This window comes from Thioclava sp. FR2, from assembly GCF_051200875.1.
Lineage (GTDB): Bacteria > Pseudomonadota > Alphaproteobacteria > Rhodobacterales > Rhodobacteraceae > Pseudotabrizicola.
The window spans coordinates 2,615,743-2,642,078 of the sequence record NZ_CP195191.1; the positions used below are offsets into that span (position 1 = coordinate 2,615,743).

Consider the following 26,336-nt stretch of genomic DNA (forward strand, 5'->3'; position numbering starts at 1 on the left):
TCGGCCGGCTGAATCGCAGATCTCTCTTGCCGCATCGAGACGCAGGCAAGACGCCATCAGCGCTCGCGCAGCGCCTCATTGGCTTTGTAAAGCGGCTTAGTCAGATAGGTCAGAATGGTCTTGCCACCTGTCTGGAGTTCCACAGTGGCCTGCATGCCGGGTCGGATTTCCAGATTGCGCTGACGTTCGGTCAGGTGGCTACGGTCCACTTTCAGCGTCACCTTATAATGCGGGTCGCCATCCGGGTTGCGGGAGCGTTCGTCTTTGAATGTATCGGCAGAAACGAAGATGACCTCGCCGTGCAGGCTGCCATAGATGGTGTAGTCATAGGCCGAAAGCTTGACCGCCGCCTGTTGGCCAAGGCTGACCTGCGCGATGTCTTGTGGCTTTACCTGCGCCTCGACAAAGAGTTCCTCGTCAAGCGGGATGATCTGCATGATCTCTTCACCGGGGCGCACAACGCCGCCGATGGTGGTCACCGAAAGCTTGTTCACCACGCCCCGCATCGGCGCAACCAGATGGGTGCGCGAGAGCTGGTCTTGGCTAAGCTTCAGGCGCTGCCGCAGCGACGCCAGTTCGCCTTGGGTTTCGGCATAGGTATTGGCGCGGTCCAACTCGGCGCGGGTGCGGGCCTCGGCCAGTGTTGCCTCGGCATCCGAAGCCGCCTTGCGGGCGCGGGTCACCTCGATGAGCGGCGCAATTTCCTGTTTGAACATCTTTTCCAGAAGTTCGCGTTCCTTGGCGGCCTGATCATAAACCGCCTGTGCCCCCGCGATCCGGGCAGCGGATTCCTGCATCCGAGCCGCCAAAAGCGCGCGTTCCGACGCGACGACTGCTGGAACACGGGCCATCAGTTCCTCAGAAGCCGTAAAATCGCTTTCACCGGCGATTTCGGCCTCTAGCCGCAGGCGTCGCGCTTCAAGCGTGGCGATCTGGTCGGTCAGGTCGTCGACATTGGCCTGATACTGCGTACCGTAAAGACGTGCGAGGGTTTGTCCGGGCTGAACGATATCGCCTTCGGCAACGGCCAGTTCGGCAAGGATGCCACCTTCGAGGTTCTGAATGATCTGCGGCCGAGAGGACGAGACGATTTCACCCTGGGCGCGTACAATTTCGGCCACCCAAGCGAATGCCGCCCAGATGAAGAACACCAGTACGGCCGCCGCAATGACCCAGATTGTCAGGCTTGGGCGCTGCATCTTTTCGTCGAAGCGATCGTCGAAGGTGGTCATTGCGCGCCTCCGGCCACGGCACTTGGGGTGGTTTTCATCAGATGGGCAAGAACGGCGTCGCGCGGTCCGTCAACGGCCAACTTGCCGTTCTGCAAGATCACCGTGCGCGTGGTCAGTTGCAGGATCGGAACGCGGTGGGTGGCGATGATGGCCGTTCGGCCTTCCAACCAGGTCCGCAGCCTGCTGACCAATGTGGTTTCCAGCGTTTGGTCCAAAGCAGCCGTAGGTTCATCCAGAATGGCAATCACCGGGTCTTGCAGCCAGATGCGGGCCCAGCCGATGGATTGGCGTTGACCAACCGAAAGACCCTCACCAAGTTCCTTGATTTCCAGATCAAGCCCGCGCGGGTGGTTGCGAACGAACTGACCCAGACCCGCGAAGTCCAACGCCTCTAGCAGGCGGTCGTCATCGCGTTCCAATTGGGTGGTGTTAAGGTTGTCGCGGAGCGTACCTGAAAAGAGCCTGACCTCTTGTCCAAGGTAGCCAATTCCGCGCCGCAGATCGCGCGGGTGAATCTGCCCTAGATCAACACCATCCAACAGGATCCGGCCTGCAGACGGCTCGTAAAGTCCGGCCAACAACCGAAGGAAGGTGGATTTGCCTGAACCATTGGTCCCAAGCACGGCAATATGCTGGCCGGCAGGAATATTGAGTGCAGGAATATCGACTGTTGGCGTCGCATTCGGATCGTAGCGGAAATCGAGGTTTCGCAATTCATAGGCGCCGGTCAGCTTTTCGCGACGAAGGTATTTGCGGTCGGCTTCTTCGGCTTGCTTGGAGTCCGCAATCGCATCGAGCGCCGATAGAGCGGCCTTGACGTTCGACCAGCGCGCCATGGTGGCAGACAGCGAGGCAAGTGGACCAAGAGTACGGCCCGAGAGGATACCGATGGCAATGATGGTGCCGACAGTAAACTGACCTTCAAAGACCATATACGCCCCCAGCATGACCGAGCCGACATAGGTGATCTGCTGGATGGCCTGCGCCCAGTAGGTCAGGGCCGAGGTCAGGTGGCGCTGATCCGAGGTTTTTGTGGCAGAAAGCGCCACGAGTTCCGACCAGAGGCGCTTCATCCGTTCTTCGCCACGGGTGATCGCCACGGTTTCCTGCTCGAACACTGCTTCATAGAGAAGCTTTGCCTGCTTGGCGCTGGCGCCTTGGGTGGCTTGGGTCATGGCCACCATCTTGTTCTGCATCAGGAAGCCCGGCAGCACCATGAGGAAGCCACCAGCAATCAAGACCCAGACAATATTGCCGCCGATGGTCGCCACAAGCGCAAGGAAGATCAGGATGAAGGGCAGGTCAGCGACCGTCCCGATGGTCGAAGCGGTGAAGAATTCGCGGACCGAGCCGAATTCGCGCATGGCGTTGAAGATCTGGCTTGGGCGGCGTTCCTGCGGGTTGGCGCGCATTCCCAACAGGCGCTGCATCAGACGGTCTTGGACCATCAGTTCAATTTTGCGGCCGGTCATATCCATCAGGCCAGATCGCGCCGATTTCAGCAGACCTTCCAAGAATATGGCGAGGAATGCCCCGATGGCCAACACCCAGAGCGTTGGTTCCGACTGGTGCGGGATCACGCGATCATAGACCTGAAGCGAAAAGAGCGCGACGGCCACGGCCAAGAGGTTGGCGACCAGTGAGCCTGCGGCCACTTCGAACAATTGACGGCGATACTTACGGAATTCACCCCAGAACCAGTGTGGCGTGTCCTGAACGGAATGACGGCTTTCCAGCTCGCGCATTGTGGTGCGCGCACGCAGGATACGCCCGCCATAAACCTTCAAGAACTCTGCCGCCGGAATTTCAGCGCGGGAATCGGCTTCGCCGGGATCGTAGATTTCAAAAGTATCTTCGTGCTGGACCAAGACCAGAACGATATGGCCCGAAGTCATTTCGGCCAAGGCGGGCCAATGATCGGGCGCGGGCTTGGTCAGCTTGCCGACCTGCGCCGTCAGGGCCATGCCGTTCAGTGCGAAGGCAATCTCATCAAGGCCCAGTTTGCCAGCACCCGCGGCGATCTGGATATGTTCAAGAAGATCGCCGACCGACAGTTCAACGCCTAGTACGCCAGCATAGACACAGGCCAGCTGAGCGCGGTTCATTGCTCGGTTGGTGTGGCGCGGGCGCGATTTGCGGGCGGCCGGTGCAGGACGCGCCGAAGCCGGGCTGGCTTGCGCCACCCGGCTGGCATTCATGTCAAAGGAGATGACCCTATCGTCCGTCACATCCTAGCCCCGTCCACCAGGGCCCCCCTCTCCAAGGCGATTTGCAACCGAAGATCGGCTGAAAGGTATTTCAGAGCTACCTGATCCCTCTCTGCATGTGCAAAGGACTCATATTGCTGAACCAGTTCCAAAAGGGATCGACGACCGACTTTGTATTGTTCGGTGAACATCGAAAGGTTGGCCGCAGTTTGCCGCAGCACTTCGGCACCCTGTGCTTCGCGCGATTGCAGCGACTGCATTTCGCTGGCAAGGGCTGTGATGCGGCGGTTGGCGTCCTCGGCGGCTTGGGCATTGCGCCGATCGACCAGATCGGGCGTCGCTTCGATGGCCTCACGCGTTGCAGACGAACCAAAGTCAAAGTTGCCGCCGGAAAGCCCAAGGCCACCATGAACGCCGTCTTCCCCTACTCGCGCCGTCGCATTGACGCCCGGGAGAAGCTGAGCGCGGGCCAATTGGGCCTCAGCCAAGGTGCGTTGGCCCTCTCCACGCGACTTGATGACGGCCAAAGGCTCTGGTGCACCCTGATCTTGCGGCAAAACCTGAAGGCCCGAAATCCCTGCCAATGAGCGCGATGTCATTGCAGCGAGTTCTGCCCGCGCATTGGCTGCGGACTGGCGGTCGGCACTGGCCATTGCCTGCATTTCGGCAAGCTTTTGGCTTAGCACACGCTCTTCGGAACGGTCAGAAAGACCGCCCTCCACGCGAAGGCGCATGATCCGTTCAAACTCAGTCAGGCGGGAGACCGAACGTTCTGAGACCATGGCCTGATCCGTTGCGCGGAGGGCGGCAAGGTACTGCTTTAGGCCTGCATAGACCCGATTATTGGTTTCCGTCGCAAGCGTGATGGCTGCGACTTCGACATCTGCGGCAGCATAGGCGCGTTCGGCTTTTCGGGCACCGCCATCGAACAGAGCCTGATCAATCAGAATGCTGGCGGCCAGAGTTCCCAACGAGGTCAAGGAAACATCAGGCCCGATCTTTGGAAGCCAGTTCTTCGACTTTGCTTCGGCCTTAAGTCGGGCGACGCGCAATTCAGCAGCAGCAACCCCTGCGCCAGCATCAAGCACTGCCGAAGCAACCTGACCATAAGGACCTGCCGGATCCAGTATCGAACGACGCGATTGAAGCTCATCAATCAGGGAAGATGTGACCTCACCCTGCCTGCTCAATTGCGCGGTTGGCGGATCGGCCGGCGCTGCGCCCCGGCCAAACCCCATTTTCGTCACACCTTGGCCAGCACCTGGTACGCAGGCTGCCAAGAGGGTAACAGAGAGCGCCATCAGGCCGGGACAAAGGGCCCCGAACCTGAAGTACTTGCTGTGTAGGTTGGGCATCTTTGGCCCTCCGTCAGACGACCGTGATGTCGTCGTCCAGCAGAACGGTCGCGCCCGAGCTGCCGACGGTGTAGATGTTGTAAAGCTCGCCGTCGATTTCTTGGGTGGTGCCGGTCGACGTTGCGTCAACCAAGGTGACGCGGTCATCCACTCCGCCCTTGACGACCAGCGTATGATCCGGGCCCGTCAGGGACAGGATTTGAGCTTCGGTGATCGTCAGCTCCGCATCCGGTGCGAAGGTCAGGTCGACCGCCGAGAGATCAAAGCCCGACAAGCCGGGACGCGACAGGTCGACGTCAGGCGCGTTGGTGTTGTTGACGACAAGCAGGGTAGAGCTTTCGTTGCCCGCAACATCGGTGGTGTTGACAACCAGATAGCTGCCGTCTGGTACCGGTGTTGAATGGAAGCTGCCGCCCGAGAACGAACCGAAGCTGACGTTCTGGGTGCCAAACACTTCGTCGATTGTTCGCACCGCCTCGATATGCGAAGCGTTTCCGTTCTGATCAATCCGAGTGAAATCGTAGCTGTCTGTGATTTCGTCGGTTTCGATGCGGGTCAGACCCGCCGCGTTCCGCGTGAACTGCAACACATCCGGCGCACCTGGAGCGATAGTGTCGATCACCAGAGGCTGGCTGTAGGTAGACACGTTTCCGGCACGGTCTGTGGCCGTGACAGTGACCGTGGTTTCCAATTCGCCGCGTGGCAAGTTCGATCCGGTAAAGACGGTCGACCAATGGCCTGAGGCATCGGAGGTAACGGTCATCGACCCTCCACCCGCGATACGGATAACAACCGTCGCTCCAGGTTCAGCCGTCCCGGTTACCGTCAGTCCCTGCGCCGCCTCTTCGGCATTCAGATAGCCGTCTCCTGCCAGATTGGCCTCTGCCGGAGCAAAGTCGCGGACGACCCGGTCGATAGCAATGTCTTCGCTGTGCGTGCGGCTGTTGCCATAACGGTCTGTTGCCGTGACCGTCAGGGAAGCCGAAGTCTCCCCCATTGGAATGTCGGCTTCAGGAATGTTGATCGACCAGCTTCCATTGGCGGCGACCGTTGCACTGATCGGCTGGCCCGAACCAAACTGGACCAGCACCGAAGAACCGGGTTCCACCGTCCCCGTGATGGTAATGCCACCGGAAGCCTCAGCCGCGTTCACGACGTCATCCGCCCCCGCACCAAGACTTTCACGGGTCAGCGGGACAACTTCGGTGTCGATATTCACCGTATGCGTTGCCGTTGCCGTATTGCCCAGAACATCTGTCGCGCGCACCGATACCGATTGTGTCGAGGTGCCGGCTGGAATTTCGGCGGTGGAATAATTGGCGCTCCACTGGCCCGAACCGTCGGCCGTCACAGTACGCATGGTGCCAGCGAAGGTCACTTCAACCGACGCGCCCGGTTCTGCGGTGCCCGTCAATGTGATGCCCGAGTTGCGCTCGGCGGCTGAGACAACATCATCTCCACCGACTTGGCCCGCATTGATCGAAACGAAGGTTTCGGTGTCAACAAAGACCATGCGGGCATCGGTCGCAATATTCCCCGCCGGGTCCGTCGCGGTGACATGGAGCCCAGCTTCATAGAAGCCCGGACGAATGTCGCTGCTGGAATAGGTTACGGTCCAGTTGCCACTGGCATCTGCCGTCGTCGTGCGGGTGACGCCATCAAACTCGACGCTGATCAAGGCATGGACTTCGGAATGGCCCGTGATCTGGGCCCCGGCAGTGCGCTCCAGCCCAGAAATCTCGTCGTTTCCGGCAGCAGGGTTCAACGAAACACTGGTGAAAGTGTCAACGGTGATCGTGCGTGTTGCGCTGCTGGTATTGCCGACGGCATCCGTCGCCGTAACCGTTGCAGTGGTCGTGCCATCCAGCGGGATCGTGTTGCTAGGGAAGGTCACGCTCCAGTTTCCTGCGGCATCTGTCGTCGCATTCAGAGTGGTTTCACCCCACTGAACGGCGACAGTCGATCCGGCCTGCGATGTGCCATTCATGGTCACACCGTCAGCGGTTTCCGCCATATTGACGATGTTATCGCCTTCGATCGGGTCAGGCGCAAAGGCTACGGTGACTTCCGTATCCACTTGGAACGTCCGTGTTGAAGAAGAGGGGTTACCCGCCGCATCAACTGTGCTTGCCGTTACCGTGGCCTCATACGTTCCGCCAGCAATGCTGCCTGCGGGGAAATTAATCGACCAAGCGCCGTCGGCACCGGCGACAACAGTCTGGGTCGCCCCGCCGATCGTAAGCGTGACCGTTGCGCCAGCAGCCGTTGTGCCGCCAATTGCAAAGCCTGCATTGAATTCGGACTGGGAAACCGTGTTATCGGCAGTTACTGCCGAGATGTTGATCGGATTTGGTGTGGTGTCGACCACGATGGTCCGCGTCGCGCTGTTGGTATTGCCAACGGCATCCGTCGCGGTAACCGTTGCCGTCGTGGTACCGTCGGCAGGAATAGAGCCTGCGGCGAACTCAGCCGTCCAGGAACCATCGGCCGAGACAGTTGCTGTCACGGTAGCGCTTCCCCAAGTGACAGTGACCGTGCTTCCGGCATCTGCGCTGCCTGTCATGGTGACACCGTCAGAGGACTCGGCAAGGTTCACAACGTCATCACCTTCGATCATCGACGGAGCGAAGGAAACGCTGACCTCTGTATCAACACTGAATGTGCGCGTTGTCGACGAAGCGTTGCCAGCCGCGTCAATGGTGGACGCAATGACGGTTGCTTCATATGTGCCTGCTGCAATGCTGCCGGATCCAAATTGGATCGACCAGCTTCCGTCGGCACCCGCCGTCGTGGTGTGGGTTTCGCCGGCTATCGTCAGTGTTACGGTCGCTCCGGCCGCCGTGGCACCGGCGATGTCAAATCCGGAGGTAAGCTCAGTTCCTGAAACGATATTGTCTGCCGTAACGGGCGAGATATCAATCGGGTTAGGGATCGTATCAAGCACCAGAGTTTCGGTGACGGTTGTGGTGGCACCGGTTGGGCTGGTTGCCGTTACCGTCACATCAGTGCTGCGCTCGCCGCCATCAATCTCGGTGGTAGGGAATGTAACCGACCAAGTACCGCCATCCCCGACAGTTGTTGTCCGGGTGTGCCCATCAATCGAGACTGAAATTGTCGACCCGACATCGCCTTCGCCGCCGATGGTCACGCCGTTAAGATAGTCTTCTAGATTTTCAGTGTGCCCAACGCTCTCGGTGCCTTCGGTCACCGACACGTCAATGGTGTCGTTCCCACCGCCGCCGCCGCCAGTATCGCCACCGCCACCGCCGCCAGTATCGCCACCGCCGCCAGTATCACCACCGCCGCCGCCACCGGTATCATCACCGCCGCCGCTGCCACCACCGCCCAGCAAACCAACGCCAAGCAAACCAGCGCCAATTGCACCAGCACCGCCAAGACCCGTCAGAGCAGCCGGAGCGAACATACCCATCGTTGCTGGGTCGTCAGAGGTTTCGCCCATAGCAACAATCAGGTCCGGGTTGTCGAACTTCAGATCGTCAAGCGGACTCCACTTTTCGTAACCTTGAACCGGACCGAACTGAGCCGTCAGAACGCCAGAGCCATCACCGGTGAAGTCAACCGGGGCAATCGTTCCGTCTGCGCTGAGGTATAGCTGGGCGTCCGGGGCATCAAAGTATCCCGCGAGCACGACGACCCGACCATCAGCCAATTGAATGACAAGGTCCCGCCCCTGCTGCTCGTAAGCCAGCACACTGGAGGGGGACAAATTTAGGGAGATATGGTCGCCCGCGCCGACCTGAATGAAGTTGCCCTGACCATCGCCTGCGATAGTGCCAAGCTGACGTCCGCCCGCAGAATCGCGGACGGCGAAGTTAATCGCCGATACCATTTTACTACTCCGCCTCATCGCGGGCCATTTTTTGGTCCCGCATTGTTATTTGCCCCCATTTTCGGGGTGCATTTCAAACAGGCATACAGCTATTTGAATACCAAATCTAGCCTTTTGCGTGAGCATTTGCCCGGATTGTGTTGATTTCGTTAACTGTTGCCAAGAAATACCACTTTGCCCCAAGATTTGGTAAGGCAAGCGGTAGACCGCCTTGGTTCACCCAATTGAGACGTATCCGGGAAAAATGGGTTCATGTTACTTCGCGAGCAGTAAAAGGGTAGCGGGATGCCAGTAGCGTTAAGCGGAGCGCAGATCTTTGATGGCTGGACGATTAGGCCGGGCGTTTTGATCCTTGACGGAGAGCGTATCGAAGGGATTGCCGATAAAGTACCCGCAAATGCGACCGAGGTAAGGTTGGAGGGCGGGGTTCTAGCGCCTGGTTTGGTTGACCTGCAAGTCAATGGTGGCGCGGGATTGATGATTTCTGGTCAGACCACGCAACGAGATTTAGCTGCAATTTGCGACGCCCATGCCCGTTTGGGGGCGACCTCGATGCTGCCAACCCTCATTACTGATAACCCGGAGGCGACGGGCAGGCTGATCGGCACGGCGATCGCATCAAAAGACTTGCCCGGATTTCTTGGACTGCACCTGGAAGGTCCGCATCTGGACCCAAGAAGAAAGGGCGCGCATGAAGCCAGCCTGATCCGATCTATGACCGATGAAGATCTGGAGCGACTTTGTCGCGCGGCACAAATTCTTCCTTGCCTGATGGTTACATTGGCACCAGAGGCGACGACTACCAAACAAATCGAAACGCTATGTGCAGCGGGTGTCATTGTCAGTCTTGGCCATAGCGATTGCTCTCACGAACAGGCGCTTGACGCCATCAACGCCGGTGCAAGTTGTGCAACGCATCTCTTTAACGCAATGAGCCAGATCGCAGGGCGAGAACCGGGGCTGGCAGGAACAGCCCTGACCACAGATATAGCCTGCGGGTTGATTGCCGATGGGATCCATGTTCACCCGAAGGTTATGGCTCTTGCGCTTGCCGCAAAGACAGAGCGCGTGTTTTTGGTCTCGGACGCCATGGCACCCGCAGGAACCGACCAAAATGCATTTGATCTTGGCGGTCGCCGAATTTTGCGGTGCGAAGGCAGACTGACACTTGAAAATGGAACCCTTGCAGGCGCCGACCTGACGCTGCCCCGCGCCATTCAAGTGCTTGTAGACCAGGTTGGCGTGCCTTTGGAGCGAGCGCTTGCCATGGCGACCCGCAATCCTGCAGATGTTGTTGGACGATCGGACTTAGGCCGGTTCACGACCGATGCCCGCGCTGACTGCGTTCACTTATCGTCAGAACTGGAAGTCAAAGCAGTTTGGCGCAGGGGCAAAAGATTTGTCTGAGGTCGCTTGGTGAAAGCGCGTCTTTTCTGGATTGATCGGCTAAATTCGTCACTAATCTTGCCAGTTCCAAAGTTCTTTCGCCTGTTGTGGACTGTATCTGCCCAAGCGAACATCTTCTGCGACAAGTGATGGATCTCGCTCTGACGGGTCGCCATACCCGCCACCCCCAGGTGTTCGAACCCTGACACGATCCCCCGGCGACAAGACGACATCCTGTGCTTTTGAAAGATGCGGCGGAACCCAAGTCTCCCCGCCTCGCATGACTTCGACACGATTTACCGCACCGTCACTGCCGCCTAAAGCGCCCTGCGGCCCGCTCCGACCGTGGTCCATCACAAAACTTGCGCGCGCCGTCCCCCTAAGAAGCTCGATTTCGTAATCAAGCCCAAAGCCTCCACGAAATTTCCCGGCCCCGCCAGACCCTTCATGAAGCGCATATCGCCGATAAAGCACAGGGAACTTTTGTTCCATAATCTCGACAGGCGGTGCCTTGGAGATACCTATGGTCGAACATCCGTTGGCAATTCCATCACCTCCGACAAAGCCGCCATACCCACCGCCCGAAATCTGGTACATCACATAACTCGCGCCCGTCACCGGATCATGACCGCCAAGACCAAAATTGCCGCTTGTGCCCGCGGGCGAAGCTGTAACGCGATCAGGCAAAGCCTGAATCAAGGCGGCAAAGACCGCCTCGGCGATCCTTTGACTGACCTCGGCTGCACATCCGGAGACTGGGCGAGGATAAGCGGCATCAAGGAAGGTGCCCTCGATACCTCTGATCGAAAGCGGGTCGAACGCTCCAGCGCTGATCGGGACATCAGGAAAAATGTGACGCATTGCGAGGTAAACCGAAGAATAGGTCGTTGCGCGAACCGAGTTCATCGGACCCATGCAGGGTGGTGACGAATTCGAAAAGTCGAAGAACAGCTCGCCTGCCCTTTTCGTCACGGCCAAAGCAATTTTTAGCGGCTCGTTGACGACACCATCACTGTCCACAATTGCTTCAGAAGAATAGCTGCCATCGGGGATCAGGTCGATCATTGCGCGCATCTGGCGGGCCGCCAGATCGCGCATCCGTGCGATCGCCTGTTCCACAGTGCAATCGCCATAGCGGTCCATCAGCCCCGCCAAACGCTCGGCCCCAACCAAAAGCGCCGAAGCCTGCGCTTGAACGTCGCCGATCCGCTGTTCGCTGACCCGAATGTTTGAACAGATGATCTGCCAAATTTCCGTATCTAGGATACCCTTTTTGAACAGTTTCACCGGCGGCAGGCGCAAGCCTTCCTGTTCGGCGCTGATTGCGCTTGCAGAGAAACCGCCCGGCACCGCGCCCCCGGTGTCTGGCCAATGTCCCGTGTTTGAAAGCCAACAAAATATCTTGCCTTCACGCCACACCGGCATTGCGAAGCGGACGTCCATCAAATGTGTGCCCCCCAAATAGGGGTCGTTCACAATGTAAATGTCGCCCGGCTCTGGAGCAGCGGTTTCACCGTTGGAAATTCTTTGGATCAGCGTGCGCGTGGAGAATTGCATCACGCCAACGAAGACGGGCAGTCCTTTTGACCCTTGGGCAATCAGGCTGCCATCGGCGGCCGAGTAAATTCCATCTGAACGATCATCTGCTTCCGCAATCACTGGCGAAAACGCAGCCCGAGAAAAGGTCAGGTCCATTTCGTCACAAACTTGCTGTAGACCAGCCTGAATGACTGCAAGGGTAATCGGGTCCAGCTCAATGGCCATGCAGCACCTCGACAATCAAATTTCCGTCTTGATCCGAACTGACGGAACATCCTGGATCAATGATGATTGTTGTATCCATCTGTTCGATAATCGCAGGCCCGGTAAGTGTAAGGGTAAGCGGAAGGTGATCGCGCCAATAAACTGGCGTATCGACCCATTCCCCGAACCAGACACGACGATAGGCTTTGGGATTTGCCTCAGCGTGGCGTGCGTCGACATCTATCAATGCCGATAGATCCATTTCCGGTCGGGTGCCAATGACCGAGGTATTCAGATTCACAAGGTTGGCCCGGATAGATGGTAAGGCAACACGAAAACGCTTATGATAAGCCTCTTCAAACAGTTTCTGCATTTCTTCCCTGCTTGGCGCAGGTCCCGGAAGGGTGACCCTTAACAGGTGTGTCTGGCCCACAAACTGCATATCCGCCGAATATTCTGCACGGATACCCGTCAACGCGATCTTTTCCTGACCGATGAGACTCCGACCTTCACTTTCTTGCTCGGCCAAAATCGAATGAACAGCCCCAATATCAGCCGTATCAAGAGGGAGGTTAAGGGTACGAACAAAGTCTTGCCTTAGGTCAGCAACCACACAACCCAAGGCGTTTGTAATTCCTGGACGCGCAGGGATCAGGACTTTGGGAACGGCCAGTTCTGCGGCAAGCGAAACAGCGTGAAGTGGACCTGCGCCGCCAAAGGCGAAAAGCGCGAAATCGCGAGGATCGGCACCCATCGAGATGGAAACCATGCGTATTGCCCCTGCCATATGGGTATTTGCGATACGCAAAACGGCCTCGGCAGCTTGCTCGATACTTAGTCCAAGTGGGCGTGCAACCTGATCTTCCATTGCCTGACGCGCCGCGGCGGCCGCTTGTCCAAACCTTTCTGCAGGCAAGCGACCAAGAATCAAATTGGCATCAGAGATGGTCACCCGCGTTCCGCCGCGCCCATAACAGATTGGTCCCGGCGTCGAGCCAGCGCTTTCAGGTCCAACACGCAGGATACCGCTCGCATCGACGCGCGCGATCGAACCGCCACCCGCGCCCACGGTCCGGACATCCACCATCGGCACATGGATGGGCATCGCGTATTCGACTTCAATCTCGTTGGACACGGGAGCGCGACCGTCTTTGATCATCGCCACATCGGTCGACGTGCCCCCCATGTCATAGGTCAACAGATTGGCCATCCCTGCGCGGCGACCCGTTGCAACAGCGGCCATCACGCCAGATGCGGGCCCAGACATGACGGTTTTCACTGCCTCTTTCGACACTGACTTTGCCGAAACCATGCCCCCGTTGCCATTCATCACCAGCAGTTCACTGGCATACCCCTTGGCCTTTAGTTGATCGGCAAGCCGAGCCACATAACGTTCCAGTAACGGCTGGACGCTGGCATTCACTGCCGCCGTCACCCCACGCTCATATTCCCGACTTTCGGAAAGAAGAGCGTGCCCCATAGTGATATGATTGTTGGGCCAAACCCGTGCCGCAGCAGAGGCTGCCCTTATTTCATGATCTGGGTTTGCGTAGGCATGCAGAAAGTGGATCACAAGGCTTTCACAGCCCATTTCACGCAATGTTAGAGCCGCTTTTTCGACGTCGTCTTCGTCAAGTGGCGTGATGACATTACCGCGCGCATCCATGCGCTCCGAAACCTCAAGTCGCAGATCACGCGGGACGATTGGAGTGAATGTTCCGTGCATGCCATAGGCGTGGGGACGGGTCCGCCGACCAAGTTCGAACACATCACGGAAGCCCATTGTCGTAATGAGACCCGTCTTGGACAGTGCACGCTCTAGCACAGCGTTCGTTGTCGTCGTCGTTCCATGAACGATGAGATCAATTTGCGAAAGATCTGCCCCCGCGGTCTCGAAAGCATTCAAAACACCTGAGGCTTGATTGGGTAGACTGGTGGGAACTTTCGCAAGTTTGACCCCACCGCTTTTCGGATCAAAGATTACCAAGTCGGTAAATGTGCCGCCTACATCCACCCCGGCCACAAGACCCGACATTCAGACCCCCACAAACTGCTGAAATTCTTCGGAATGAGCGGTCAAGGTCGACACATCGCGATGCGCCTCCACCCGGCCGTGCGCCATGAAAGCGACCCGGTCCGCCATTTTCAGAACCGCGTCGACACGCTGCTCGACCAGAATGGTGGCCATCCCGCTCTCACGCAGTTTGAGTACGGTTTCGCGGATCAAGGCGATCATAGACGGCTGTAAACCCTCGGTCGGCTCATCCAAAAGCAAAACCTGAGGCTCGAGGCACAGCGCCCTCGCAATGGCCAACATTTGCTGCTCTCCCCCGGAGAGGGTGCTGGAAACTTGATCAAGCCGCTCACGCAGACGTGGAAAGAGCTCAAGCACGAAATTGCGAGTGTCCGTTCCGCGCTTTCGGGTGTTCAGACCGACAGCCAAATTTTCACCGACCGTCAGGGGTCCGAAAAGGCGCCGACCTTGAGGAACATAGGCGACGCCCCGGAGGGGAACCTGATGAGCCGGCAAATTTGTCAGCTCCATGCCATCTAGCCGGATACTGCCTTTGCTCGCAGGAACCAGACCCATAATGGTCTTCATCAATGTCGTCTTGCCCGCCCCATTTCGGCCCATGATACAGGTGATTTGACCCGGCTGTGCGGTGAAGTTGAGATCCCGCAAAACGGTTACGGGGCCATAGCCCGCAGTAAGGGAAGTGATTTCAATCATTGTGCCCACCTAGGTAGGCGTCTTGAACCGCTGGATTGGCGCGAATTTCAGCTGGCGTTCCTGTCGCCAAAACCTGACCGAAGTTCAAAACGGTGATCCGATTGGCCAAATCCATCACAACATCCATATTATGTTCGATTAAGAGAATGGTCGTCGTAGGGACGAGACTGCGGACCAATCTCTTGAAGCCTTCGATTTCACCCGAGGCGAGACCCTGCGTCGGCTCATCCAGAATCAAAACTCGTGGCTGCAAAGCCAAACCCATCGCCACCTCAAGCAGCCTTTGGTGCCCGTATGAAAGATTGCCGGCAAGCTCGGCTTCCAATTCACCAAGATTGACACGTTTCAGTGCCGCGATAGCCGCTTGGCGCAAAGGACGAGTACCGGCAGATTGAACCGCCAAGGCCACGTTGTCGAAGACCGAGAGTTTTGGGTAAATCGACGTAATCTGGAAGGTGTAGGCGATGCCCTTCTTCACCCGCTGATGGGCGGGAAGAGAAGTAATATCTTCGCCTGCAAGCGTGATCGTTCCGGATTGCACCGGTACGCGCCCTGAGAGCAGACTGACAAAGGTTGTCTTTCCTGCACCATTCGGTCCGATCAGAGCATGGATTTCGCCGTGTTCGAGACTGAAATTCACCTCATCCACGGCCCGAAGGCCACCGAAATGGCGGCTCAGGGAAGTGGTCTCCATCAAGGCAGCCATTTGATCCCCCGTTCCCGAATTGTGCCTAAGAGCCCTTTTGGCGCAAAAAGGATTAGCGCCACCAAAGAGACACCCACGAGAAAGAGCCACGCGTCGGTGAAGCCAGATGCGATGTCGATGAGGTAAAACATCAAAGCGGCGCCCAGAAGCGGCCCAAGTACGGTTCCCGCCCCGCCCATAAGCACATAAAGCATTGGCAGAATTGAATATTGGATCGTGGCAAAGGTCGCACCCACATAGCCAAAGAGCATGCCATAGGCCGCTCCGGCCAAGCCGGCATAGAAACCAGAAATTACCAGTGCCAACAGTTTTACACGAAAAGGATCGTAACCAAGCATCCGGCTCCGCTCTTCGTTTTCACGCATGGCAACCATGACCCGTCCAAACGGTGACCGGACCAGCCAAATGCAAAGCGCCATTCCCGTTCCGTAAAGCCCAAGGGCCACCATAAAACGCGGGCCATCGGCGGCCAGATCTATCCCACCAATCATCCGGTAGGCGCGTTCCACTACGAAGCCCTCATCCCCTCCGGTCCAGGTGTTCAAATAGAGAAGAGTCAGGTAACCAGCCTGTGCGAACATGAGCGTTACGATCATGAAACTGACACCGGTCGTTCGAAGTGCCAAAAGCCCGACTGCACCCGCGCCGACGCCCCCCGCTACCAAACCAAAGATGAGGGCAGGAACTGGCAACCATTCCAACTGCCAAATGGGCAGACCCATTCCATACATCCCGAGGGCAAAGAACAGGGCATGGCCAAGCGAGAGAAGCCCCGTGTAGCCGAAGGCAATGTTATACCCCATAGCGTAAACCGCCATGACCATGATCCGAGCAAGGTTCGTAGTATGGTATTGAGGAAGGATATACTGAGCCGCGAAAAGAACGACCAACACGGCAAGATGGGAGAGCCAGATCTTTTTGGTTTCCGTCATGCTTTGGCTCCGAACAAGCCTTGCGGGCGGAAAACCAGAATCATAGCGACAAGTAGGGTAGCGATGATTTTTGCCAGTGTCGGTGCATAAAACATTGAGATGACGCCGTCTGAAAGGCCAATCAGCAAAGCGGCAATCACCGTACCCCTAATCGAACCAAGTCCGCCAATGATCACGACGATAAAGGACAGAAGAAGCGGGTCGTGCCCCATAAGGTAATGGGCCTGCTGGATCGGAACGATCAGTACCGCCGCCATCGCGGCAAGAGCGGCCCCAAGACCAAATGTACCAGCGTAAACCACATCCACATTGATCCCGAAAGCGCGGGCAGTTTCGCTGTCAATTTGTGTCGCCCGCATGATCAAGCCGGCCTTTGTTCGGGTCATAAAAAGCCAGACCCCCAGAAGGATTAGCGCCGCAGCTGCAACGACAAAAAGCTTGTAGCCTGAATAGCCGAACCAAGGCAGCTGAATACGCCAGTTGAAAGGAGCGGGCACGGGTCGTGCATCGGGGCCGTAAAAGGTCAATGCGGCCTGTTGCAGAATGTAAAGAAGGCCAATCGTGGCAACGATTGTCGCTTCCGGATCGTATTTCAAACGCTTGAGGATTGTCATGTCAGCCACTGCGGCCAACACCCCAACGATCAATGGTGCGATTAAAAGAGCGGCCATCCAGGCGACTGCGGGGGGCACAGGAAGGTGATACGTCACGAACCAGGCCACAACAGCGCCCAGCATGAAGAACTCTCCATGTGCAACGTTGACAACGCGCATAACACCGAAGACCAAAGAAAGGCCAACAGCAGTTAATGCCAGCACGGCCGCCATAGTGGTGCCTTCAAGCAAGGCAAGAAGAAGAAAGGGTCCAAAGGCCAAGCTGAGATCCGCACATAAATAGGGCGCGACAATTGTCGCGCCCCGGGTTTCAGATCAGAACGATTGGGCGGTATAATCCACCGCGTCCTCGTACATGCCGTCTTCAAGGCTTGTGGTGTGAACCTTCGTCAGCTTGCCACCCTCGATCTTTGAGATAAACTGATGCCCGAAGACTTGGTGGGTCTTGCCGTTGAACTTCTTGTCACCCTGCACATGTGCAAGGCTTGCTGGCATATCGGTCATGGCCTCAACAGCCTCGACAAATTTCTGTCGGTCGCCAGTGCCTTGGTAACCCGCAGCTTCCATTCCGGCTTTGATGACATGCAAGGTTTCCCAGACACTGAACATATGGGCGTAGGTCGCCACATCTTTCGCGTCGCTGGTGCTGGCGCCATTGTCATCAACGCCAACAGCCGCGCGATAGGCGGTTTCAGCTTCGGATGCATCGGCCTGCTTTACCCGGCAGTGACCTTCCCAGAAATGGGTGCCTTCTAGGAACTCAAGGCCCGGTGAGGCGGTATCGACTGCTTCAAGAGAGTCGATAAAACCAAAGATTTCAGGGCGTGTGCCAGAACCGTAGAATTCGCCCAATTCCTTGACAAAGGTCAGAACGGCCGGGCCAACCATGACGTGATAGAGAACTTCCGTATCGGCCGGAATTTGAGGAAGATAGCGGGTGAAACTGGTTTCCGTTGGCGGAATGGCGATCTGGGCAATGACTTCGCCACCATTTGCCTGAACGGCGGCTGTAAAGAAGTCGCGGTGATCATGGCCGAAGGCATAGTCCGGGAACACCATGGTGACCTTTTTCCCAAGATTACCCAGCACCCAAGGTGCCATCGACGATACCTGCGCACGAACATCAGTGATGCCGGGCTGCATGGTCCAACGGTTCAGCATACCCGATGCGACGTGATAGCCTTCTGAGCAAACAAGATAAGGCACCTTCAGTTCACCAGCGCGAGGGGCAGACCCAATGACAACGTGTGAAAAGAGCGGTCCAAAAATCAGGTCGCAGCCATGCTGGCTTGTCAGCTTTTCGACCACCTCGGCGCCGCGCTTGGGGTCCGTGCCATCATCTTCGAACACAATTTCGACCGGGCGACCGTTAATGCCGCCGGCCTCATTCACGGCTTTGAGCGCTGCCTGTGCCGTACGTTCGTACCAACGGCCATAGGCCGCACCAATTCCGGTACGGTGCAATTGAAAGCCAAGCTTGATCGGGGCGGATTGCGCCCAGACCGGGGCGGCAAAGGCGCTGGTCACAAGACCCGCACCGGCCGCCTTGAGAAGACTGCGCCGGGACGGCGCAAAGCCAGTCAAATTGGTCGTCATCTGTCTCTCCACTGTTGCGAGGCGCTTCTTTGAGGCGCCTCCTGAGTCAAGATTGTAGGTATACAAACAAAAAGTCCACGTTTTTCTACCCGCTTCGGGCTGTTGAAAGCAGCCACAGACCCAAGACCGTATAGGCAACCATCAAAACCGTCATGGGAAGATGTGCGGCAATTGGAAGATTTCTGCCAACCAGCCGTAAGGACAGGAAAACTGCCAGAACATGCGCGCCGAGAATGGTGAAGAATTGGGCAGCGTAAATCAGGGTCATTAGGCGCTGGTCACTTAGAAATCCAAAAGAGACGTAGAGTGCAGGCAGGCCCAAGACGCTGTCGCCCCGGAACAAGGGGTCATTCAAAGCGGCCAATGTGTACTGACCGGTCGTAAGCAAGGTGATCAGGTAATGTGCTGCGTGATAGCCAGCCGCAATCGCCAGAAAAGACAGCATAACCGGGCCAGCTTTCAGGTTACCACCTGCCAACCATGATCCCATCAGATGAACGAGGTAGATGCTGAAGCAGGTCAGAACCCAAACAACAAAGAGGCCGGTCGTGTTTTCAACGACCACCGCCGATCGTCCCGTCGGCTCCAGCGGATTTTCACCGATAAGACCCTGCCACCAGAAGGTGTCTTTCAAACCATCAAACGTCAGCGAAGCCAAGGCGATCGTCACGAAGGCCATTGCCGAGATCGTAAGCGCAGGAAGTGAAAGCACCTGCGTCCCCGGCCATCCGAGGCGCAATGAAGCTCGAGTTCCATTGAGTTCAAGCCAAAATGGCGAAACCTTCGCCAGATAGGTCATAAACACTGTAAGAAACTCGCCTTGGGCCAAGAACTCCTCGCCTTCAAGGACACCCAAAACAAGAATTAAAGCCCAATAGATACTTAGCACTACTGCCAGAACAAAGGGATCATCTGGCGACAGAGACACCATCTGGAACCATGAAAATCCGGCAAATCCAATCACGGCGGGCCAATGCCCAAATCGGTGCAAGCCGATTGAATTGGTGCGCCCAAATGCTGTGCGGGTTAGGCGGACTGGCGCAGTCCAAGGATTGATGGAGCGCCAAAGATTGCCAAAGATCATAGAGGCTAAAGGAACGGCCACCCAGATCACCGTCCAAAAGACCAGGGTCAGAAGGTTGTGCATAGGGTCGCGCGCGCCGAAAAACCCGATCAGCAACAGCGCGATGAAGGCTAGAAACGAAATGTAGGAAGCAACGGTGACTGGAACCCAGATAGCACGTTCTGCCAAAGTGACAGCGCGCATTTCAGGCAATTTCGAAAGTGAAGCGCCCATCACGGCGGTCAGCAAAACCGTTAAGGCACCACCCAAAATGTAATAACCGGTCGGCAAGGTCAGGATGACGCTTGGAGGTAGCGCACAGGAAAAAGCCGCAGAGGGCAGCAAAAGCAAGAGGGCAAGTTGAAAGCAAAGCCTTTCAGCAGGCTGGCGCAGTTCCTTCAAGGAAGATGCGCCGCAATTTGCCATCAGCGCAGCCCGTCCAGACCTTTGACCTGATCAAGTTCAAGGCCACCCATCCGGCTGTGAACGCGCCCGCCCCTTGCCATTGCAAGGGCAAATAGAACCTCGTTCGCTCTGGGTCCGTCTTCACAGGCTACCGTAATCACATCAAATCGGGACCGCACATAGGCTGCGTTCAAATGGCCAAGTGGAATGTCGAGCGTTGTACCCAAACCGCCGACCTTCATCGCCGAAGGGACGATGGCACGGCATTCGCCAAGACGTTCACGCATCCCGTAGCCGCCCGAGACATGCCAGATCGCTCCGTGCTCGGCTTCACCGTTTTCACCGACGATCGCGCCTTTGCCGTACGCATCAATTCCGTCTCGTCCGCCCAAGGCGGCAACAAGTCGGTCGGTCAATTGAAGTGCAAGTGGCTTAAGCTTGTCCATCGCGGGTTGCAGGTCAGGCTCATAACGACCAGCGAATGGGTTAGCACAGATCGCGTAGATTGCGCCGCGGACTGGCGCTGGCGACACAACGGGGCCGCCTTCATGGAAAATCTCTTCGATTTGAACCACGATCTTGCGGACGGTAAAGTCAGTCATTGGTTTCCCCTTAGTGAACCAAAGCAAGTCCTTGGGTGATACGGCTTTCACCCTGAAGGAAAAGAGCGGCACCTTCAATCAGGCCGAGCTTAAGATAAGTTTCAGCAGCCCTCAGGCCGCGATCCAAAGCCAAGGCCTTTTCCTTGAAGGACAATGTTGGAACTGCGACCGTTACCAGTCTTTGTCCAAGATCGCTGTCAATTTGCATATCACATGCGGGCCGACGCTCGATTGCCAGACATTCAGGCAAATCGACAGCATTCGCGATCATTGTTGCCGCCGCATCGGCCTCAGCTGCTGATTTGGCAAGTACAGTGACTGAATCTGCAATTCCAAGAGACCAACTTCTTCCAGCCCAGCCAGAAGTGGCGACACCGCGAACCGGGCTGTCTGCCACGATTGTGACATTCCCCGATGCACCCGTTTGTCCTGCAATCGCACAGCGAAATGTGTGACCTGAAGAAAGGTGGAGAGCTATATCCCCACCGTTATTTACATATGCACGATCAATTCCATCACGTCGAAAATCGCCAAGCACCCAATCAGCGACTGCACCTGCCACCGCTGCCATTGGTGTTATGAAGTCAGGCCTGAAAGGCGCAACTGCCGAAGCCATCGCTCGAGCCACCGGGCCAAAAACAATCTTGTTTTCCGAGCGGAGCGACGGCAACTCGGCGCTTAGCTCTGCCAAAATCGACGAAAACCGCCTGATAGCGCAGTCTTCTGCTTCAGCGACAGCATCAGCCCTGCCCCAAGCTTGAAGGATGATGTCGATAGGTCCGTGATGCAGGTGTAGCCGCCCATCTTTCAGGCGTGCAATCTGGGCCTGCCACATATCCGTCCTTTCGAGTGGGCGAAGTTCAGTCATCGCACGGGCCAAGGCTCTATGCGTGCTGACGTAGGATACTCACCTCCCTTATCGCGCACTACGTCAAGTCCGCGAATTTCGTCACCGTGGCCGCCCATGGCAAGATAGTCGGCTACCGGAAGCGTGAACTCCAACGGGGCGACCAGAGCAGGAGTCGGCACGTAACCAAACGCACCCTTGGGGAGCTTTGTCACATCAACCATGAAGGTGATGCCCCCACCAGGCCAAACATAGACTTCTGCACCTCCGCTTGTAAGCCGCGTCCCGCGGGTTTGGACAGATCGCGTCAATCGCACCGGGTTTTGGGTCACGCCGGCTCTAAGACTACCGCCAGCGCCACCCATGAATAGCACTGTGCACAGCGAGGGTTCGCAGTTTTCATCAATAAGGGAAACTGATTGCCTCAATTGTTCAGGCAGAGGCTTTTCCTGAGGACAGAGGTTCTCATCCAATTCAAAATAAGCAAATTCTTCGCCCGTCGTAGACACCATCAAAAGCCGTAGACCCGGCCTAGCGCCCTTCTTTGGGTTCCATTCGCCGAGGATTTCCAGCGGATTTGTAAGCTTTGTCCCTCCCCAGCCAAGACCTGGCTCGGACACACGGAAGTATCGGCCCGGCGTTGATCGGTGACCTTTGATACGGATCCCGGTAGGCTGCCAGTCCAAAACCTTTCCAGCTTGATGTTCGCTGACAACGCCCGTGATGTGGTCATCCACGACAACAACCTCGTCGACGAGGCCAACCCATTGGCTGGCAAACATGCCAATCGTGGCCGAACCACATCCGACACGCATACGCCGCTCTGGCTTGCCATCGACAATCGGCGCCTGACCAGCCTGAACGACAACGGTCGACCCGCCGTCGATCGTAACTTCCACGGCTTCGCCGTTACAGAGGGAAAGCAATGAGGAGCAGGTCAGCCGACCCTCTGGCTTTGAACCGCCAGTCAGGTGATGTACGCCGCCGAGGGACAACATTTGGCTCCCGTACTCGGCGGTCGTCACGTGGCCTATTGGCTCCCCCTGCGCGCGAACAGTCGCACCTTCGGGGCCAAGAAAGCGGTCTGTATCAATCTTAACCTTCACACCGCAGTAGGAAAAAATCGCCTCTGTGACTACCGTTACCATATCAGCGCCTTCGACGTTCGATGACACGATGAACGGAGCAGGTTTATAGTCGGGATAGGTTGTCCCGGAACCGATTCCGGTTATGAAAGTGTCCTGCGGAAAGGGATCTCCATCCCAATCTCGGACAGCAAACGGAACGATCCGCGACCCATTTTCAAGTGCGTGGGACAACATTACGACAGGATCGGTTCTTACAATTCTACCCGCGTCGTTGGCGTATCGGTCGCAAGCCCCGGTTTGGCCGGGGGCAATATAGCACATGACCGGACATGCATCGCAACGGATCTTGTCTTCCGAACGGGCGCGCACCTCATCAGTCATTGTTTTGCCCTCATGGCCGACAACACCCGGTGTGGCAAAGCGGGAACCCTGTCAATTTCGGCACCAGTTGCGTGACGTATTGCATTCAAGATTGCCGGGGCCGTTGGAATGAGGACATGTTCACCCAAACCTTTGGCGCCAAACGGGCCCTCTGGATCCGGCACTTCGATTATAAGGCTTTCAATCGGTGGCACATCACCGAAGGTTGGAATCAGGTAATCGTGCAAGTTTTCGGTTCGCCCAGGTATGTACTCTTCCATCAAAGCCAGACCAATTCCTTGGGCCACCCCCCCCTCGATCTGCCCCGAAACCAGCTGCGGATTGATAGCGCGACCGACGTCATGTGCGGCCGTGATTTTCAGAAGCTTCACAGTTCCCAAAGCTTGGTCAACTTCAAGTTCGACCATCTGGGCGCCATACCCGTACTGTGCGTAGGGTTTCCCTTGGCCATTCGTATCAAGCCCCGTCGTAGGAGGGTCGTATGTCTCTTCGGCGGTAAAGACATAACCAAATTGATCCGGCCGGTGCATAGACAGGTCAATGCAGTGAACGTGACCGTTGTCTTCCACAGAAAGTGTCGCGCCCTCCAGTATCAAACGTGCCGCCTGTCCGGCATTCGAAACGCGCAAGATCGAAGCCCGCAGCATTTCTGCAGTAAGTCTTGCCGCATTTCCTGACACAAATGTCTGCCTGCTGGCGGACGTCTTCCCACCATCTGGGGTTAAGGCGGTATCTGCTCCGATAAGGTCAAACTTATCAGCCGGCAAACCTAGAGCCTCTGCGGCGATCTGGGTCATTACGGTATTCGAGCCTTGCCCAATATCCATCGCCCCCTGATGGAGCACAACACGCCCTTCGCGAGAGATCCCGATACGCATAGTCGAAGGGTTGGGCAAAGACGTATTGCCGCAACCGTACCAACAAGACGCGACACCAATGCCACGACCAGGCACCAATTCCGAATGGGCACGGAGCCAATGCGGGCGGAGTGCCGTCAGACAGGCCTCGATCCCTGCGCCTTCCAGCACTTGACCAGTAGCCGTCGCATCGCCGTCGCGCAGGGCGTTTCTAATGCGGAACTCTAACCGATCAATACCGAGCCTATCGGCCAACTTGTCGTAAATTGTTTCCTGCCACAGAGCGGCCTGAGGTACGCCGAAGCCACGAAATGCACCTGAAACTGGTCCATGTGTGTGGATCGCACGCGCACGCGCGGAAATGTTTGGCGTCAGATACGGCCCAGAAACATGTACGGGGACACGATTTGCCACCGTTGGACCCCAGCTGGAATAGGCACCGGTGTTAAAGCGCCCTTCAAATTCTACCGCCAATATTCGGCCATCCGCATCTACTCCGATGCGTCCCCGCATTTCTGCAGGATGCCGCTTGGTCGTCGATGTCATGCTTTCAGTTCTTGAATAGACCATTCGGCTGGGGCGGCCGGTACGCAACGTGACGAGCCCAATAAGCGGTTGAAGACTGACGTCCAGTTTCGAACCAAAGCCACCGCCGACAGCTGTGGGAATGATCCTTACTTTGTCCGGCGAAAGACCAAGAATCTGTGCCGTTTCATCGCGGTCCATAAATGGCGCTTGCGTGCAGGCACGAATGACCAACGTGTCTCCATCCATCCAAGCAGAACCCGCTTCAGGTTCGATATAGGCATGCTCAACGAAGGACGTTTCCATCTCTCCATCGATCACCAAAGCAGCCGATGCCATCGCGCCAGAACTATCGCCCTTGATAACCTTTCCTTCGATCAGGCGGTTTCCCGGACGATTTTGGTGAATGAGCGGAGCGTTTTCTGCCTCTGCTTGACTTGGCTCCAACATGGCGGGACGAGGAAACCAAGTGACTGGAAAACCCTCGATATCGACCGATGCGCCAGGTTCCAACGCAACAAGTGCAACGCACTCGCCTCTGAACCTAACATGGTCAATTGCTATCGCAGGCTGATCTGCGAATGAAGGTATTGTTCCAAATGCGTTCACTCCAGGAATATCCGATGCCGTAAACACAGCAGCTACACCCGGTCTTTTCGAAAAACTGGCAAGATCACCAATTTCAAAGCCTGCGTGGTGATACGGCGACCGAATAGCAACCACGGTCAACGATCCATCGGGAGCTTGATCAGCACCGAACAAATCTCCGGAAATCTTTGCTAGGCCGTCGACCCGTTGCATCAAAGTACCCACGCCACCCGAGGTATCTTCGTGTTTCGGGGGGGGCGCCCCGCAAACGGCAGACAGGATTTTGCGATAGCCCGTGCATCGACAAAGCACCCCGCCCATTGCGTCCTTAGCTTCACTTTCAGTCGGGTTGGGATTGCGCCGAAGAAGATCAACGCCCGCCATCAACATGCCGGGTGTACAAATCCCGCATTGCGCGGCCCCATGAGCCAAGAAGGACTTCTTTAGGTTTTCGAGGTCCGCATTTGAAGACTCAACAGTCTCAACAGAATGTCCATCCACCCTAGCAAGAGGTAGCAGGCAGGCACAGACTTGTGCTCCGTCAAGCAGGATTGTGCAGGCGCCGCAATCGCCTGCATCGCAACCGACCTTGGTTCCTGTCAAACCCAGGGGGCCTCTGAGAACGTCGGTTAAACGCGTCGTTGGAGACGCCGTAGTTGTAACCTCTTTGCCGTTAAGAGTGAACCGGATCATGCCAAAACCTCAGATACTGCACGACGCACCAGATCAGCTGCGGCCCAATGCCGATATTCGGCCGTCGCGCGCACGTCGGAAATTGGTGACAATGCGTCTCCGATTTGAACTGACCTCATAAGGTCGAGAGCTAATTGGGGTGTTTTTCCAATCAATGCCTCTTCCAAACTGCGAAGTCGAATTGCAGATGCAGTGCAAGAGCCGACAGCGAGAGCAGCAGACCGTATTGTGCCTTCCTGCACATGGACACGGGCCGCTACCATAGCAATCGAGATGACAAGGTAGGCCCTCGCACCCAGTTTCAGAAATGTTGAACGACCAATCAGTGCTGCCTCCGGCAGCCAGATCGCCGTAAGGATTTCTTCGGGATTCCGGCTTGTCTTATGTGGTCCTAGAAGGAAATCTGCCAACGGCAAAAGGCGCGGCCCTTTAGCTCCATGAAGTTCTACGGTCGCATCAAGCGCAAGAAGCGGTGGTACACCATCGGCAGCTGGGGATGCATTGCAGAGGTTACCACCGACTGTCCCAACGTTCTGAATCTGCCTGCCGCCAATTTTACGAGCTGCCTGCTGAAGAGCACGACAAGAAGAGGGCAGTGTTGCATCGGCAAGTTCGGTCCATGTGGTACAGGCACCAATTCGAAGTCCGCCTTCATTCCTGATCCCTCGAAGGTTAGGAATGGTCGTTAGATCCAAGATCGGCCCACTCAGATCGCGCCCCGCTCTAGGGAATATGTCTGTGCCTCCCGCCAGCAGGAGATGGGGCGTTTGGGCCATGAGCGAGACTGCTTCCTCGATAGAGTGAGGACGCGCTAAGGCGTTCATGTGGCACCTCCCACGAACCACCAACGATAGGTGATTTTGTTTGTGTACAAATCAGTTTGATGCTCAAGCTTACTTTCTGTCAACGGTTCAGATGCATCTGCCATCATACTT

At 56.7% G+C, this 26,336-nt stretch carries 18 protein-coding genes; 1 reads left to right on the forward strand and 17 read right to left on the reverse strand.

Annotated elements, in window-relative coordinates; all coding sequences use genetic code 11:
- Positions 1-56: 56 nt before the first annotated feature.
- Genes ACSBLW_RS12730 through ACSBLW_RS12745 form a run of 4 tightly spaced genes read right to left on the reverse strand, consistent with a single transcriptional unit; the run spans position 57 to position 8,644 of the window.
- Positions 57-1,232, reverse strand: a complete 1,176-nt coding sequence (locus tag ACSBLW_RS12730; protein WP_435256994.1) for an HlyD family type I secretion periplasmic adaptor subunit — start codon at positions 1,230-1,232, stop codon at positions 57-59.
- Positions 1,229-3,430, reverse strand: coding sequence for an ATP-binding cassette domain-containing protein (locus ACSBLW_RS12735; RefSeq protein WP_435260107.1), 2,202 nt, complete (start codon positions 3,428-3,430; stop codon positions 1,229-1,231). Before ACSBLW_RS12735 ends, ACSBLW_RS12730 begins: the two co-directional genes overlap by 4 nt.
- A 26-nt stretch (positions 3,431-3,456) precedes the next feature.
- The gene (locus tag ACSBLW_RS12740) at positions 3,457-4,794 is read right to left on the reverse strand and encodes a TolC family protein (protein ID WP_435256995.1); all 1,338 of its coding nucleotides are present in this window, start codon (positions 4,792-4,794) and stop codon (positions 3,457-3,459) included.
- Between the two features lie 13 nt (positions 4,795-4,807).
- Positions 4,808-8,644 (reverse strand): Ig-like domain-containing protein, encoded by a 3,837-nt coding sequence (locus tag ACSBLW_RS12745; protein WP_435256996.1) that lies wholly within the window; start codon positions 8,642-8,644, stop codon positions 4,808-4,810.
- Between the two features lie 285 nt (positions 8,645-8,929).
- Between ACSBLW_RS12745 and nagA the strand changes: the two genes are divergently transcribed.
- Positions 8,930-10,051: an N-acetylglucosamine-6-phosphate deacetylase gene (nagA, locus tag ACSBLW_RS12750; protein ID WP_435256997.1), complete on the forward strand. Its 1,122-nt coding sequence runs from the start codon at positions 8,930-8,932 to the stop codon at positions 10,049-10,051.
- A gap of 51 nt (positions 10,052-10,102) precedes the next feature.
- On the opposite strand, the gene ACSBLW_RS12755 is transcribed toward nagA, so the two are convergent.
- The 13 genes from ACSBLW_RS12755 to ACSBLW_RS12815 all read right to left on the reverse strand — a co-directional run bounded on the left by ACSBLW_RS12755 (position 10,103) and on the right by ACSBLW_RS12815 (position 26,225).
- Complete coding sequence (locus ACSBLW_RS12755) at positions 10,103-11,794, reverse strand: hydantoinase B/oxoprolinase family protein (protein WP_435256998.1); 1,692 nt, start codon at positions 11,792-11,794, stop codon at positions 10,103-10,105.
- Positions 11,784-13,808 (reverse strand): hydantoinase/oxoprolinase family protein, encoded by a 2,025-nt coding sequence (locus tag ACSBLW_RS12760; RefSeq protein ID WP_435256999.1) that lies wholly within the window; start codon positions 13,806-13,808, stop codon positions 11,784-11,786. Before ACSBLW_RS12760 ends, ACSBLW_RS12755 begins: the two co-directional genes overlap by 11 nt.
- Positions 13,809-14,504 carry an ABC transporter ATP-binding protein gene (locus tag ACSBLW_RS12765; RefSeq protein WP_435257000.1) on the reverse strand — a complete coding sequence of 232 codons (696 nt, stop codon included), beginning with the start codon at positions 14,502-14,504 and terminating at the stop codon, positions 13,809-13,811.
- On the reverse strand, positions 14,497-15,210 hold the full coding sequence (locus tag ACSBLW_RS12770; protein ID WP_435257001.1) for an ABC transporter ATP-binding protein: 714 nt from the start codon (positions 15,208-15,210) through the stop codon (positions 14,497-14,499). The genes ACSBLW_RS12765 and ACSBLW_RS12770 overlap by 8 nt, the downstream gene beginning before the upstream one ends.
- A complete protein-coding gene (locus ACSBLW_RS12775; RefSeq protein WP_435257002.1) occupies positions 15,198-16,142 on the reverse strand; it encodes a branched-chain amino acid ABC transporter permease in 945 nt (314 codons plus the stop codon). The genes ACSBLW_RS12770 and ACSBLW_RS12775 overlap by 13 nt, the downstream gene beginning before the upstream one ends.
- A complete protein-coding gene (locus ACSBLW_RS12780; protein ID WP_435257003.1) occupies positions 16,139-17,017 on the reverse strand; it encodes a branched-chain amino acid ABC transporter permease in 879 nt (292 codons plus the stop codon). Before ACSBLW_RS12780 ends, ACSBLW_RS12775 begins: the two co-directional genes overlap by 4 nt.
- A 54-nt stretch (positions 17,018-17,071) precedes the next feature.
- Complete coding sequence (locus ACSBLW_RS12785) at positions 17,072-18,352, reverse strand: ABC transporter substrate-binding protein (protein WP_435257004.1); 1,281 nt, start codon at positions 18,350-18,352, stop codon at positions 17,072-17,074.
- An 85-nt stretch (positions 18,353-18,437) separates the two neighbouring features.
- Positions 18,438-19,841: a hypothetical protein gene (locus ACSBLW_RS12790; RefSeq protein ID WP_435257005.1), complete on the reverse strand. Its 1,404-nt coding sequence runs from the start codon at positions 19,839-19,841 to the stop codon at positions 18,438-18,440.
- Positions 19,841-20,422, reverse strand: a complete 582-nt coding sequence (locus tag ACSBLW_RS12795) for an amino acid synthesis family protein (protein WP_435257006.1) — start codon at positions 20,420-20,422, stop codon at positions 19,841-19,843. Before ACSBLW_RS12795 ends, ACSBLW_RS12790 begins: the two co-directional genes overlap by 1 nt.
- 10 nt (positions 20,423-20,432) lie before the next feature.
- A complete protein-coding gene (locus tag ACSBLW_RS12800; protein ID WP_435257007.1) occupies positions 20,433-21,290 on the reverse strand; it encodes a UPF0280 family protein in 858 nt (285 codons plus the stop codon).
- Complete coding sequence (locus ACSBLW_RS12805) at positions 21,287-22,738, reverse strand: 6-hydroxynicotinate reductase (RefSeq protein ID WP_435257008.1); 1,452 nt, start codon at positions 22,736-22,738, stop codon at positions 21,287-21,289. Before ACSBLW_RS12805 ends, ACSBLW_RS12800 begins: the two co-directional genes overlap by 4 nt.
- On the reverse strand, positions 22,735-25,401 hold the full coding sequence (locus ACSBLW_RS12810) for a molybdopterin-dependent oxidoreductase (protein WP_435257009.1): 2,667 nt from the start codon (positions 25,399-25,401) through the stop codon (positions 22,735-22,737). The genes ACSBLW_RS12805 and ACSBLW_RS12810 overlap by 4 nt, the downstream gene beginning before the upstream one ends.
- Positions 25,398-26,225, reverse strand: a complete 828-nt coding sequence (locus tag ACSBLW_RS12815) for an FAD binding domain-containing protein (RefSeq protein ID WP_435257010.1) — start codon at positions 26,223-26,225, stop codon at positions 25,398-25,400. The genes ACSBLW_RS12810 and ACSBLW_RS12815 overlap by 4 nt, the downstream gene beginning before the upstream one ends.
- Positions 26,226-26,336 lie beyond the last annotated feature (111 nt).